The following is a 13,659-nucleotide window of genomic DNA, read 5'->3' on the forward strand; positions in this document are numbered from 1 at the left end:
CCTCACGCTACCCCGATGTGTCCAACGACACGGGAAAGCCCCGGTCTGTGATTGGCCCACACTGCAAGGGTCCAGATGCGTACAGTCGTGATGAAGAGCGAACGCGACGGAGGCGTGATGGCCGAACCGATCGAGGCGTGGCCGGGGGTGTTCCGGCGACTCGGCGAACGGCGGATCTTCGTCCGCCGGGATGTGGGCGGCGTCGGCGGCGCGGTCGAGCGCGCCGATGACGCTGACTACGGCGGCGCCGCCGAGAGGGCGCTCGGCCGCATGGTGTACGTGCACGGCCTGGGCGGGGCCTCCACCGACTGGACCGACCTCATGGGGGCACTGTCCCAGGGGTCAACCGCCGATGCGCCGGACCTGCCCGGCTTCGGGAAGTCGCCGCCGCCACCCGACCTCGACTACGGCGTCGACGCGCACGCCGCTGTCATCCGCGACCTGGTTCGCTCCGGCGAACACCCGGTGCACCTCGTTGGCAATTCCCTGGGCGCCACCGTCGCCGTGCGGCTGGCCGCCGAGCACCCGGAGCTGGTGCGTAGCCTCACCCTCATCTCGCCCGCGCTGCCGGACCTCCTGCCCCGGCTCATCCCGGTGCAGATGACGGGCGCGCTGGTGCCGGTGATCGGACCCTGGGCCTACACACGGATCCAGAGCCGCCCGCCGGAGGTGCGGGTGCAGAGCCTGCTGGACGCCACCTTCTACGATCCCACCGCGGCGCCCGCGAAGCGCGTGCTGGAAGAACTGGAGGCCGAGCGCGAACGGGACTCCCACGATTACGCGCACGCGGCGACGCTCGGGTCGCTGCGCGGCCTGGTCGCCGAGTACCTGCGACGCGGACCCCGTGCGCTGTGGCGTCAGGCCGCCGCGATCCATCGGCCCACGCTGCTCATCTACGGCATCGGCGACAAGTTCGTGCGCCCGCGCATGGCCCTGCGGGCCGCCGCCACCTTCCCCAACAACCGGCTGGTGCTGATGCCGCGTACCGGGCACGTGCCGATGAAGGAGCAGCCCGAGCGGGTGGCACGGGAAATGCGTCCGTTTCTGGCCGCGTCGATGGCGGGTGCCGACGAGGGTGCTGGTGGGGGCGTCCACGCGGGCGCTGATGAGAAGACGTCCCCGGGGTGGGAATGCCAAACCCCACCCCGTAGGTTGGGTATGAGAGGAAGCACGTCACGTGCCCATCCCCAGGCACGTCCGGCGGACGACGCCGAGGGGGCGTGACGCCATCGAGGAACATCGAGGAGCCGCTGTGTCGCTGCCGCCGCTGGTCGAACCAGCCGACGAGCTGACCGTCGACGAAGTGCGACGCTACTCTCGTCACCTGATCATCCCCGACGTGGGCATGGACGGACAGAAGCGCCTGAAGAACTCCAAGGTGCTGGTCGTCGGTGCCGGCGGACTCGGCTCGCCCGCTCTGCTCTACCTGGCCGCAGCCGGGGTGGGAACGCTCGGCATCATCGACTTCGACGTGGTGGACGAGTCCAATCTGCAGCGTCAGATCATCCACGGGCAGAGCGACGTCGACCGCCCCAAGGCCGTCTCGGCCCGCGACTCCATCCGCGAGGTCAACCCCAACGTCGAGGTCGTCCTGCACGAGGAGCGCCTGGACTCCGACAACGCGTTCCGCGTCTTCGAGCCCTACGACCTGATCGTCGACGGCACGGACAACTTCGCCACCCGCTACCTGGTGAACGACGCCTGCGTGCTGTTGGGCAAGCCGTACGTCTGGGGCTCCATCTACCGCTTCGACGGCCAGGCGTCGGTCTTCTGGGCCGAGCACGGCCCCTGCTACCGCTGCCTGTACCCCGAGCCCCCGCCGCCGGGCATGGTCCCCTCCTGCGCCGAGGGCGGCGTGCTGGGCGTGCTGTGCGCGTCCATCGGCTCCATCCAGGTCAACGAGGCCATCAAGCTGCTGGCCGGGTTCGGTGACCCGCTCGTCGGGCGGCTGATGATCTACGACGCCCTGGAGATGAGCTACCGGTCGGTGAAGGTCCGCAAGGACCCCGAGTGCCCGCTGTGCGGCAAGAACCCCACGATCACCGAGCTGATCGACTACGAGGAGTTCTGCGGCGCGGTGTCGAACGAGGCCGAGGAGGCCGCCGCCGGGTCCACCATCACGGCCGCCGAGCTCAAGAAGATGATGGACGACGGTGAGGACTTCCAGCTCGTCGACGTTCGCGAGAAGAACGAGTACGAGATCGTCAACATCCCCGGCGCGGTGCTGATCCCCAAGGGCGAGTTCCTGAACGGCGAGGCGTTCGCCAAGCTGCCGCAGGACAAGAAGCTCGTGCTGCACTGCAAGTCCGGAGCCCGCTCGGCCGAGGCCCTGGCGGCGGCCAAGGGCGCCGGTTTCAGCGACGCCGTCCACCTGGGCGGCGGTGTGCTGTCCTGGGTGCATCAGATCGACCCGAGCCTGCCGACCTACTAGCCGCGAGGCCCGCGGCCCCGCTCCCGGGCGGGGTCCGCGGCATCGGGGTTCTGAGGGCCGCCGCGAAGCCACGGCTGCGCGGCGGCCCTCGCCGTGTTCGGAAGTCTTCGGGCCGATCGGCGCCGCTTGACAGAACGTTCTCCGCCACGCGGTTCGCGCCGGCCTCACCCGGGCAGCCCGCGACAGCCCTGGTTGCGACCCAGGTCGCATTGGGTACGAACAACAAATCCAATGCCGACGCAGAACCGCCCGTCGGGGGAGGTGCTCCATGAAGATCAGGGGCATAAAGATCACGGGGCGTTGGGAGGACTGGGTCGCCGTGGCCGCAGGCGTGGCCGCCGCGATCAGCTTCGCCTGGCACGGAATGGTGGGTGCCCCCATGCTCGCCCTCTACCTGACCGGCCTGCTGACCGTGCTCGCCGCGGTCCTGTCGATCACCCGCCCCGGGCTGATCGCCTCGGAGGCGGTCATGATCGTCCTGGGCGCGTTCATGTTCCTCTCCCCGTGGCTGGTCGGCTTCGCCGACGTCGCGGCCGGGGCATGGACGGCGTGGATTCTGGGAGTCGTGATCGCCGCGGTCGGAGCCGTCGACCTGCCGATGGCGAACAGGGCGCACCGCAGGGGCAGGCCCTCCCACCTGGCACGCGGAGCGGGCGCGCACGGAACCGCCCGGACATGAGGCCTGCCCACACCGAGCCGTCACCACAGGTGCCGTCCGTCCCTTCGCTGGTCTGGGAGATACCGGGGTCATGATCGCCCGGCATTACCCCGGTATCTCCCAGACCAACGGAGGTGAGGAGGCGGCCCCGGCATGGTGGGCGAGACCACTGGCTAGGGTCGGGGCATGGCCCGACCCGACTCCCACCCCGACGAGTACGCCGAACGCGTCCTGGACATCGTCGAACGCATTCCTCCGGGCAAGGTGATGTCCTATGGCGACATCGCCGAGTACCTGGGCGAGGGCGGCCCGCGCCAGGTCGGCGCGGTGATGTCGGCCTGGGGAGGCGGCGTTCCCTGGTGGCGCGTCCTGCGCACCGACGGCACCCCGCCACCCGGCCACGAGGTCCGCGCCCGCGAGCACTACGCCGCCGAGGCCACCCCGCTCCGTTCCGGCGGCCACCGCGTCGATATGCGTGCGGCGCGATGGGACGGTGTGTCGTGACAGTTGGCGGAGTGCCTCTGTTGGTCGCGAGCATCTGGTGAACTAGGAGGGGTGAACTCCTCCCCATACCGCCTCGTGCGTCGTGTACATCACGAGACGCCGCCGCCCGCGTTGGACGAGAACCAGCAGCGCGTGGTCGGCCACAAGGGCGGCCCGCTGCTGGTCCTCGCGGGGCCGGGCACGGGGAAGACCACGACGATCGTCGAGGCGGTCGTCGACCGCATCGAGAACCGGGGCGTGGATCCGTCGCGGGTCCTGGTCCTGACCTTCAGCCGCAAGGCGGCCCAGGAACTGCGGGAACGCATCACCGCCCGGCTGCGCCGCACCACCCGCGAACCGCTGGCGCTCACCTTCCACAGCTACGCCTACGCCCTGATCCGCCGCGAGTTCCAGCGTCAGGGGGATCTGCCGCCGCGCCTGCTGTCGGGCCCCGAGCAACTCATGGAGATGCGTGAGCTGCTGGCGGGAGAGGCCGACGACGGCGCGCCCATGTGGCCCGAGCGGCTGCGCCCGGCCCTGCGCACCCGCGGGTTCGCCGAGGAGCTGCGTGACTTCCTGATGCGCGCGCAGGAACGCGGCCTCGGGTCGGCCGACCTGGACCGGCTCGGCCGCGAGTTCCGGCGTGACGACTGGGTCGCCGTCGGGGACTTCCTGGACCGCTATACGGGGCGGTTCGATATCGCGCCGATGCCCACCTTCAACTACGCCGAGCTGGTCCGCGTCGCCGCGAATCTGCTCGCCGACCCCGGCGTGCAGGCGCGCGAGCGCGCCGCCCGCGGAGTCGTGTTCGTCGACGAGTACCAGGACACCGACCCCGCCCAGGAGGAACTGCTGCGCGGGCTCGCGGGGGACGGGCGCGACCTCGTTGTCGTGGGCGACCCTGACCAGTCCATTTACGGCTTCCGGGGCGCCGACGTGCGCGGAATCCTGGAGTTCCCGCAGCGCTTCCCCACCATGGCGGGCGCCCCCGCCCCCGTCGTCGCGCTCCAGACCTGTCGCCGCAGCGGGGCGGCCCTGCTCGCCGCGTCACGCGGGGCCGCCCGCCGCCTGCCCGCCGCACCGGCCCCGGGCGGCGGCCCGGTCAACGCCCACCGCGCCCTTGCCCCGGCCCCCGGCACTCCGGAGGGCGAGGTGCGGGTGCTCATGGCGGAGAGCCCGACGCAGGAGGCGGCCGTCATCGCCGATACGCTGCGCCGCGCGCACCTGGTCGACGGCGTCCCGTGGTCCAGGATGGCTGTTCTGGTCCGCTCGGCCACCCGCCAGATCCCCGTGCTGCGCCGCGCGCTCGCCGCCGCGTCGGTTCCGGTGGCGGTCGGCGGCGACGAGCTCCCGCTGGCCGCCGAACCGCTGGTGCGCCCGCTTCTGCTGCTCCTCCGTTGCGCGCTCTACCCCCACACCCTGGACGACGACACCGCACACGAGCTGCTGACCAGCGCCTTCGGTGACGCTGACGCCGTCCGGCTGCGCCGCTTGAGGCGGGCGTTGCGACGGCTCCGGCTGGACACCGAAGCCGCGAACCGTCGAGCGAGCGGAGGCGTCGACCCTGATGGCCGGAGGCTGATGGGTGTCGGCGGTGGAGTCGAGGGAGATGGTGAGCGCGAGGGGGGGTGCGGAGCCGCGAACCGTCGAGCGAGCGGAGGCGTCGACCCTGATGGCCGGAGGCTGATGGGTGTCGGCGGTGGAGTCGAGGGAGATGGTGAGCGCGAGGGGGGGTGCGGAGCCGCGAACCGTCGAGCGAGCGGAGGCGTCGACCCTGATGGCCGGAGGCTGATGGGTGTCGGCGGTGGAGTCGAGGGAGATGGTGAGCGCGAGGAGCCGTATACAGCGGCGAGCCAGTGGGCGAGCGAGGTCGCCGAGGCCAGTGCACTCGATGCGGGCGGGCACCCCGGTGGGGGCGTCGAGGGCGTCGATGGGGCCGGCGGAGGTGACGGCGCGGAACAACGCGGCCCGCGGCCTTCGCGAACATTGCTGGCCGAGGCCCTGCTCGATCCGCGGGAGCTGACCCTGGTCGACCCCGAGATCGCTGCTCCCGCCGTCCGGGTGGCCGCCCACCTGAAGCTGGTTCGCGACCGCGCCGCCGCGGGTGCCAGCGCCGAGGACGTGCTGTGGGAGGTCTGGCGCGCCAGCGGTCTGGCCGACCGGCTGCTCAAGGCCAGCCAGGCCGGGGGGCGGCGCGGAGCGGCGGCCGACCGCGACCTCGACTCCGTCGTCGCGCTGTTCGAGAGCGCGGCACGCTACTGTGACCGGCTACCGCCGGGGTCCCCCGCCGGCTTTCTGGAGGACCTGGAGGCCCAGGAGATCCCCTCCGACACCCTCGCCGAACGGGCCCCCGAGGGGGAGTCGGTGCGGATCCTGACCGCGCACCGCTCCAAGGGGCTGGAGTGGGACCTGACCGTGGTCGCCGGTGTCCAAGAGGGGCACTGGCCCGACCTGCGGTTGCGCGGGTCGCTGCTCGGCGTGGAGCAACTCGTCGACACGGTCACGGGGTTCGCCGACAGCTCTGGGGCGGCTGTGGCGTCCAAGCTGCTCGACGAGGAGCGGCGGTTGTTCTACGTGGCCGTCACCCGGGCGCGGCGTACGCTCGTCGTCACCGCCGTCGGTGGTGACGACACCGAGGAGCGCCCGTCGCGCTTCCTCGACGAACTCGGGGTCGGCGCGCCCGAGCGTGTGAACACGGGCCGCCGCTGGCTTTCCCTGCCCGCGCTTGTGGCCGACCTCCGCTCGGTTGTCACCGACCCCTCCCGCCAGGCCCCCCTGCGACGCGCCGCCGCCGCGCACCTCGCACGGCTCGCGGCGGAGGGTGTGCGCGGAGCCGATCCCTCGGAGTGGTACGCGCTCACCCCGTTCTCCGATGACCGCCCGCTGGTGGACGAGGACAGCACGATCCGGGTGTCGCCGTCGCAGGTGGAGAAGTTCACGACCTGTCGGCTCCGCTGGCTTCTGGAGAGCGCGGCCGGTGCCTCGGCCATGGAAATGTCGTCGGCACTCGGCAGTATCGTGCACGCGGTCGCCGTCCTCGTCGCCGAGGGCGCGAGCATGGACGACATCCGGCGCCGGATGGACGGCATCTGGTCGGAACTGGACTTCGGCGGCCTCTGGTACGCGGGCAAGGAACGCGAGCGCGCCGACGAGATGGTGCGCAAGCTGATCTCCTGGCACGAGCGCAATGAGCGGGAACTCGTCGTCACCGAGGAGGGCTTCAAGGTCGAGCTGGACGGCATCGAGATCACCGGCCGCGTGGACCGGCTGGAGCGCGACGCCGAGGGTCGGGCGGTGGTCGTCGACATCAAGACGGGCGGCGGCCGCCCCAAGGACGACGAGCTCGCCCGCCATCCGCAGCTCGGCGTCTACCAGCTCGCCGTCCTGGAGTCGGCGTTCGCCCAGTTCGGCCTGACCGCTCCGGGTGGCGCCGAGCTCGTCCAGGTCGGTAAGGCGGCGCTGAAGAACCAGGCGCGCGACCAGCGGCAGCCGCCGCTGGAAGCGGATCCCGACCCCGAGTGGTCGCGGACCCTGGTGCGCGAGGTCGCCGACGGCATGTCGGGGTCGCGTTTCGACGCCACCCGCAACCCGCACTGCGACTCCTGCCCGGTCCGCTCCAGTTGCCCCGCCCACGACGAAGGAAAACGCGTGTGACTACCCCTGAGCTGCGTCGCCTCCCGGACCTTTCCCTCGGTGATCACGGGGACTGGCGGGACAGGACCGGCGGGAGCGATCGTCTGCCCGTGATCACCGGGAGACGTTCTCAACATCCGGAAAGAGCGTGCACGTGACCCAGGAACTGACCGAAGAGGCCGCGGCCTTCCCCCGCCGCGAGCTGACGCCCGCCGAGCTGGCCCGACTGCTGGGGCAGCCCGAGCCGACCGCCGAACAGGCCGCCGTCATCTCCGCCCCTCTCGGGCCGAGCGTGGTGGTGGCCGGTGCGGGCTCGGGTAAGAGCGAGACCATGGCCGGACGGGTGGTCTGGCTGGTCGCCAACGGCCACGTGCGCCCGGAACACGTCCTCGGCCTGACCTTCACCCGGAAGGCAGCCGCCGAGCTGGCCGAACGCGTCCGCAAGCGGCTCGACCAGCTGCGCGCCACCGAGCAGGTGCCGAGCGAGGTCCTCGACGGCGATCCGATGGTCTCCACCTACAACTCCTACGCCGCCCGCCTGGTCGGCGACCACGCGCTGCGGGAGGCCATCGAACCCACCGCCCGGCTCATCAGCGAGGGCCAGTCCTGGCAGCTCGCCGCCCGCATCGTGGCGGAGTACGACGGCCCCATGGACGCCATCACCGTCACCCCCGGCACCGTCACCGGGCGGATGCTGGAACTGGCCGGTGAGCTGGCCGACCACCTGCGCACCCCGGACGACGTGCGTGGCGTCGGCGAATGGATGGCCGAGCGCGCCCAAGCGCTGCCCAAGCGGCTCAAGGAGACCCGCGACCTGCTCGATACCCAGCGTCGGCGCGAGCAGCTGCTGCCGCTCATCGAGCGCTACACCGACGCCAAGGCGGCGCGCGAGGTGATGGACTACGGCGACCAGGTGGCGCTGGCGGCCCGTATCGCCACGCGCCACCCCGAGGTCGGGATGATCGAGCGCAGCAGGTATCGGGTGGTGCTGCTCGACGAGTACCAGGACACCAGCCACGCCCAGTTGCTCCTGCTCCGGGCTCTCTTCGGCGACGGCCACCCCGTCACCGCCGTCGGCGACCCCTGCCAGTCGATCTACGGGTGGCGCGGGGCGAGCTCCGGGAACCTCACCGGCTTTCCCACGGACTTTCCCGAGGCCCCGGGCCGACCGGCCCCCGTGCGCCGACTCGCCACTAGTTTCCGCAACGGCGAGCGCGTCCTGCAGGCCGCCAAGCTGCTCTCCGAACCCCTGCGGGAGGAAGCCGAGTACGTCCCCGTGCTCTACCCCGGCGCGGCGCGGCGCGGGCGCGGCAAGGTCACCTGCGGATTGTTCGGGACCGAGACGGAGGAGGCCGCCTGGATCGCCGCGCGTATCAAGAAGGCGCTGAACAACCCAGGCCACCTTGCCCCCGATGGGGACCCCTGGCCCCAAGACGAGGGCGGGGCCGCGATCACGTACGGGGACGTGGCGGTCCTGTGCCGCAAGCGCTCCCAGTTCCCCGCGCTGCGGGAGGCGCTGGAGGAGCTCGGCATCCCCGTGGAGGTCGTGGGCCTCGGCGGGCTCCTGACGGTTCCCGAGGTACGCGACATTGTGGCCACGCTCCGCGTCATCCACGACGCCAACGCGGGCAACGAACTCGCCCGGCTGCTGACCGGGCCGCGCTGGCGGATGGGGCCGCGGGACCTCGTCGCGCTCGGCCACCGTGCCGCCGAGCTCGCCAGGGAGGTCCGCCGCGACCTCAGCGGGTCCGCCGCGGAACCGGACGAGGCGGCCGAGGACGCAGAAGAGGAGCTGCTGCGGCGGACTGTCCTTGATGTGACCGCTGAGAGCGGCAGCCTCGTCGACGCCCTCGACGACCTCGGCCCGGCCGATCGCTACTCGGACATCGGCTACCAGCGGCTCACCGCCCTCGCCGAGGAGCTGCGCGGACTGCGCCGGCAGGCCACCCAGCCCCTGCCCGACCTGATCACCGAGATCGAGCGGGTGCTGGGCCTGGACATCGAGGTCCAAGCGCGGGCCGGCCGCGACCCGATGGCGGCCCGCGCCGACCTCGACGCGTTCGTCGACGCGGCGGTGCGCTTCGTCGGCAACAGCGAGGACCCCTCACTCGGAACGTTCCTCGCCTACCTGCGCGCCGCCGAGGACGCGGAGAAGGGGCTGGACCCGGGGGAGCGGGTCGGCGGCAGCGACACCGTCAAGCTGATGACCGTGCACGCCGCCAAGGGGCTCCAGTGGCCGCTGGTCGTCGTGCCGGGGCTGTCCGGGGGCCGCTACCCGCTGTTCCCGACCAAGCCGAAGGCCAGCGGCGGGTGGCTCACCCAGGAGCAGCAGCTCCCGTTCCCGCTGCGTGGCGACGCCGCGGGCCTTCCCCGGCTCGACGACGTCGACAAACCCAGCATCGTCCGGTTCAGGAAGGCCGACCGCGACCGGCACCTGATGGAGGAGCGGCGGCTGGCCTATGTCGCCGTTACCCGCGCGTCCTTCGCGCTGCTGTGCACCGGCCACTGGTGGGGGCGCGCCAGCGCGAGCAAGCGCGGCCCGTCGCCGTTCCTGGAGGAGATCCGCGAGGCGTGCGCGGCGGGAGCGGGCGGCGTGGCGCACTGGGCTCCGCAACCCGGCGACGACGAGACCAACCCGCAGACCACCGAGGCGGAACCGGTGCCCTGGCCGCAGCCACCCGAGGAGTACGAGGGCAACGCGGCGCGCCGGTACCGCGAGGTGGTCGAGGGCGCCGAACTGGTGGCTCGGGCCGCCGCCGGTAGTCACGCCGAGGGCCGGAAATGGCTGGAGACGCTAGAGCGTGCCGACATGCCCGCGGCGATGCGGCGCCGACTTGAGGGGTGGAGCCGCGACACCGAGCTGCTGCTGGCCCACCGCGATGCCGGGGACCGTCCCGCGGACGGCGCGATTCCGGTGGAGCTTCCAGCGCACCTGTCGGTGTCGTCCCTGGTGTCGCTGGCGCGCGACCCCGCGACGCTGGCCCGGCAGATCCGCCGACCGCTGCCGCGCCCTCCTGCCCCGCACACCCGCCGTGGCACCGCCTTCCACACCTGGCTGGAGCAGCGGTTCGGCCAACAGAGCCTGCTGGTGCCGGACGAGCTGCCCGGCGCGGCCGACGAGACGGCCGTGGAGGTGGACGACGACCTTGCCGACCTGCAGCGCCGCTTCGAGGAGGGCGAGTGGGGCGGGCGCACCCCGCTGGACGTGGAGGTCCCCTTCGAGACCATCATCGGTGACCGCCTGGTCCGGGGGCGCATGGACGCGGTGTTCTACGACCGCGGCGACGACCACTACGACGTCGTGGACTGGAAGACCGGGCGGCCGCCCGGCAACGAGCGCGAGCGTGCGGCGGTCGCGGTGCAGTTGGCGGCCTACCGCATCGCCTGGGCGGAGTTGGCCGGTGTTCCCCTCGCCAACGTCCGCGCGGCCTTCCACTACGTGCGCGCGGGGGAGACGATCCGCCCGGCCGACCTGCTCGACGGCGATGGGCTGGCGGCCCTGATCGAGGGGCTGCCGGAAGCGGACTGAAGGGCCGCCACCGGCGCGGTCCCGCCGCACGCGCGTCGCCCGGCCGCCGGCCGGGGAAGCCGCGGGGAGGCGGTGGCGTGTCAGAGCGTCAGGCAGTGCACCTGAGGGGCGGCCGGCGGGCTATCGGCCGTGACCGTACCGAGGTAGGGAAAGGCGAGGACGTCGCCGGTCCGCAGCCGGTCGATGTGGACATCGCGCACCAGCACCTGCTCCATGCCGGAGCGCTGGAACGTGATCGTCACGGGTTCGTCCACCAGTTCGGGGCGGGTCCAGGGACGGTCCCAGCTGTCGTCCAGGGGTATCACCCCGAGGGCCGCTCGGCCGTCCTCGCCGACCGCGGCTTCCGCCGCCCGCGCACCGCCCGCCACCACGGCGTAGGCATGCCCGTGGTTGCGCTTCACATCCAGCACGAGGGTCAGGTACCAGCCGCACCAGGCTCCCGGGTGGGAAACCGGGGTGACCTGCAATGTCTCACCGGGAACGAGAGCTTCGGCCAGGAGCGCGCCGTACTCCTGCCAGTCGAACGCGGGTTCGCCGGTGCTGGGCTGGCCCAGGGCGCCGCCACCGATCGCGTATCGAGGGGCCCGTATGCCGAACATCTCCCCCCACGGGCGCAGACACCGGATCAACTGGCGGACCCGGTCGGCGAGCGCCGTCGCGCCCAGGCCGGGCAGCATGTCGGCGCTGAACCCGCGCAGACGGACGCGCACGTCGGCCCGCAGGATCTCCGCGCACTCCACGAGGGCGGCGAGGTCCATTCCGGCGCCGACCCCGCTGCTCGCCGGGTCGGGTTCGCCGTCTTCGGTCGGCGGGTCGACGCGCAGGAGGACGTCGGCGGTGCGCTGCGCCTGCTCGGCGCGGTGAGCCACCAGGCGTAGCTCGCCGGTGCTATCGACGTGGATCGTCGTCCCTTCGGACGTGAGGACCTGGGCGATGTCATCCGGCCCCTTTCCCGGGCCGCGCAGGGCCGCCGGCGCTCGCGGGAGTTCCCGGCGCAGCCCCCGCAAGGCGGCGGAGGAGGACACCTCGAACCCGGCGACATGCGGGGCGAGGGCGGAGGCCATACCCGGTGGGGGATCGTGCAGGGACAGGTGGGCCTCGATCGCCGAGGGGAGGCGCTCCCGGAGGCGGCGGATCTCCTCATCGAGCCGCGGCAGGTCATAGACGCAGGCGGGGAGTCGTTCGGGCGTGATGCCGAGCGCGTGCTCACGGACGCGCTTCGGAAGTTCGATCATGGGGGCTCCTACAGCCGTTCGCTGGAGGAGGTAGTACCCAGCATGGGGCCCTATAGCAGAAAGATCGCGGCCCAGGCGTACCCGATGGCGGCCGCCCCGACAGCGACCCGCACGGGCCAGCATCCCAGGAGTGTCCCGCTCCACGGCCGCTCGAATCGGTGCAGCGCGGCGCTCACGGGGATCAGCACCGCCGCGAACAGCACCAGCCAGGGCACCCGCGCGAGCAGCCAGCCCGCGCTGTCGGGCACCGACGTGAGGCCGGGCACCACACCCCAGGCCGACCCGGCCGCGCTCACGACGAACAGCGCCGTCAGGTGCCAGCAGAAGACGGTGAGCGCGTTCAGGTTCAGCACGGCGATACCGGCCCACGGCAGCGGGCGCCGGAGCAGCCGGTCCAGCCGGTCGCGGAGGAGAACCGCCACGCCGATCTGCGCCATCGCCAGCACGGGAACGAACAGCGAAGGCGGATTGAGGTTGGAGCGCTCCGCCCCCGGATACCCGATGGGGGCCGCCGGGTACCCCAGCCGCGTCACCAGCACGACGAGACCGGCGGTCCCGACGACGACCAGTGCGAGCGCGAGGGCGCGCCGGAGGCGTCCGTTGGCCCAGGCGATCCCGAGCTGGAAGGCGAACATCCAGGCGGGGACAACGTTGACGTACCCGACCCCGTCGGGGACCGCCGCGGCCCACGGCCCGAAGCGCGCCAGGTCGATCAGGGCGACGACGGCCAGGGGGATGAGCGCGGCCGCGGCGCCCAAGCGCCGGTCGGCGGCGAACAGCACCTTCGTCAGCGCCGTGATGAGGAGGAATACGCCGATGAACCAGAGCGGCTGGAGCACCAGCACCGCACCGGTCCGCACCGTCACGGGCGGGACACCGAGCAGGGGGAGGGCGACCAGCAGCACCCCCCAGACCGCCGTCACCAGAACCACCGGCCGCCCCAGCCGGAACAGGCGAGCGCTCAACCAGGCGGGATAGTCGGACCTGCCCCGACTGCGGGCGGACACGTATCCGCCCACCAGGAAGAACAGGGCGAGCAGCTGCACGCCCCACCCGATCGGACCGATCCAGGGCAGCGACGGCAGCGGGCTGGAAGCACGCAGCCCGCCGTCCTGCCAGATTACGAGCGCCGCCACCATCCAGTGGCCCAGAACGATCCCGACGATCGCGATCGCCCGCAGGCCGTCGATCGCCCGCTCCCGGCTCGGCGGTGTGGCCCGCTCCAGCCGCACGGCAGCCGCACGCAGGCGCCCCATCGGTCCGCCGGACGGCGTCCCCGGGGGAGGAACCGGGGCAGCGGCGTCGCCGCCCAAGGTGATCACCCCCACTCGCCACGGCCGCCTCGCAGGACGACGCCCACCGCCCGGCTCAGCGTCGCGGCGGCACGGTGTCCCGTCGGTACGGCCCGTTCACGGATGTGATGCCCGCTGCGGGTACCACTTGCAGCACCCAGCGCGCGTTCGTGATGGCCGGCCGAGCCGTCGGCTCGCGGCGCGGCCCGGTACCCGCTCCTTCACCTTTTCCCCCACGGTGATCCCCGGTCGCGTCGGCGGGGTGCCCGCACGCGCGCGGCGCGGGCTGATCTCCGCCCCGCCGCCGGACCCCGCGGCCGGCGGGCTCCGCGGTGCGGAGACAGCGTGCGCGGAGGCGCGAGAGCGGGTCTAGGCTCGATAGAAGTCCCATCAGCTTC

8 protein-coding genes are annotated in these 13,659 nt (G+C 72.4%); 6 read left to right on the top strand and 2 right to left on the bottom strand.

Annotation, left to right across the window (positions count from 1 at the left end; all coding sequences use genetic code 11):
- Window positions 1-75 precede the first annotated feature (75 nt).
- From ABD259_RS23510 to ABD259_RS23535, 6 genes are all read left to right on the top strand, one after another.
- Window positions 76-1,224 carry an alpha/beta fold hydrolase gene (locus ABD259_RS23510; RefSeq protein ID WP_344101562.1) on the top strand — a complete coding sequence of 383 codons (1,149 nt, stop codon included), beginning with the start codon at window positions 76-78 and terminating at the stop codon, window positions 1,222-1,224.
- Window positions 1,225-1,252: 28 nt separating this feature from the next.
- Window positions 1,253-2,431: an adenylyltransferase/sulfurtransferase MoeZ gene (moeZ, locus tag ABD259_RS23515; protein WP_344101560.1), complete on the top strand. Its 1,179-nt coding sequence runs from the start codon at window positions 1,253-1,255 to the stop codon at window positions 2,429-2,431.
- Between the two features lie 268 nt (window positions 2,432-2,699).
- Window positions 2,700-3,110: an SPW repeat protein gene (locus ABD259_RS23520; protein WP_344101558.1), complete on the top strand. Its 411-nt coding sequence runs from the start codon at window positions 2,700-2,702 to the stop codon at window positions 3,108-3,110.
- Between the two features lie 165 nt (window positions 3,111-3,275).
- Window positions 3,276-3,593, top strand: coding sequence for an MGMT family protein (locus tag ABD259_RS23525; protein WP_344101556.1), 318 nt, complete (start codon window positions 3,276-3,278; stop codon window positions 3,591-3,593).
- Between the two features lie 51 nt (window positions 3,594-3,644).
- Window positions 3,645-7,226 (top strand): ATP-dependent helicase, encoded by a 3,582-nt coding sequence (locus ABD259_RS23530; protein ID WP_344165314.1) that lies wholly within the window; start codon window positions 3,645-3,647, stop codon window positions 7,224-7,226.
- 133 nt (window positions 7,227-7,359) lie between these two features.
- Entirely contained in the window at window positions 7,360-10,734 is a 3,375-nt protein-coding gene (locus ABD259_RS23535) for an ATP-dependent helicase (protein ID WP_344165317.1), read from the top strand.
- Between the two features lie 80 nt (window positions 10,735-10,814).
- On the opposite strand, the gene ABD259_RS23540 is transcribed toward ABD259_RS23535, so the two are convergent.
- Together ABD259_RS23540 and ABD259_RS23545 are read right to left on the bottom strand one after the other, a co-directional pair.
- Window positions 10,815-11,969 (bottom strand): type III PLP-dependent enzyme domain-containing protein, encoded by a 1,155-nt coding sequence (locus ABD259_RS23540; RefSeq protein WP_344101552.1) that lies wholly within the window; start codon window positions 11,967-11,969, stop codon window positions 10,815-10,817.
- A 50-nt stretch (window positions 11,970-12,019) separates the two neighbouring features.
- Window positions 12,020-13,297: an acyltransferase family protein gene (locus ABD259_RS23545; RefSeq protein ID WP_344101550.1), complete on the bottom strand. Its 1,278-nt coding sequence runs from the start codon at window positions 13,295-13,297 to the stop codon at window positions 12,020-12,022.
- Window positions 13,298-13,659: the final 362 nt, after the last annotated feature.

The organism is Nocardiopsis rhodophaea (genome assembly GCF_039530945.1).
GTDB lineage: Bacteria > Actinomycetota > Actinomycetes > Streptosporangiales > Streptosporangiaceae > Nocardiopsis_C > Nocardiopsis_C rhodophaea.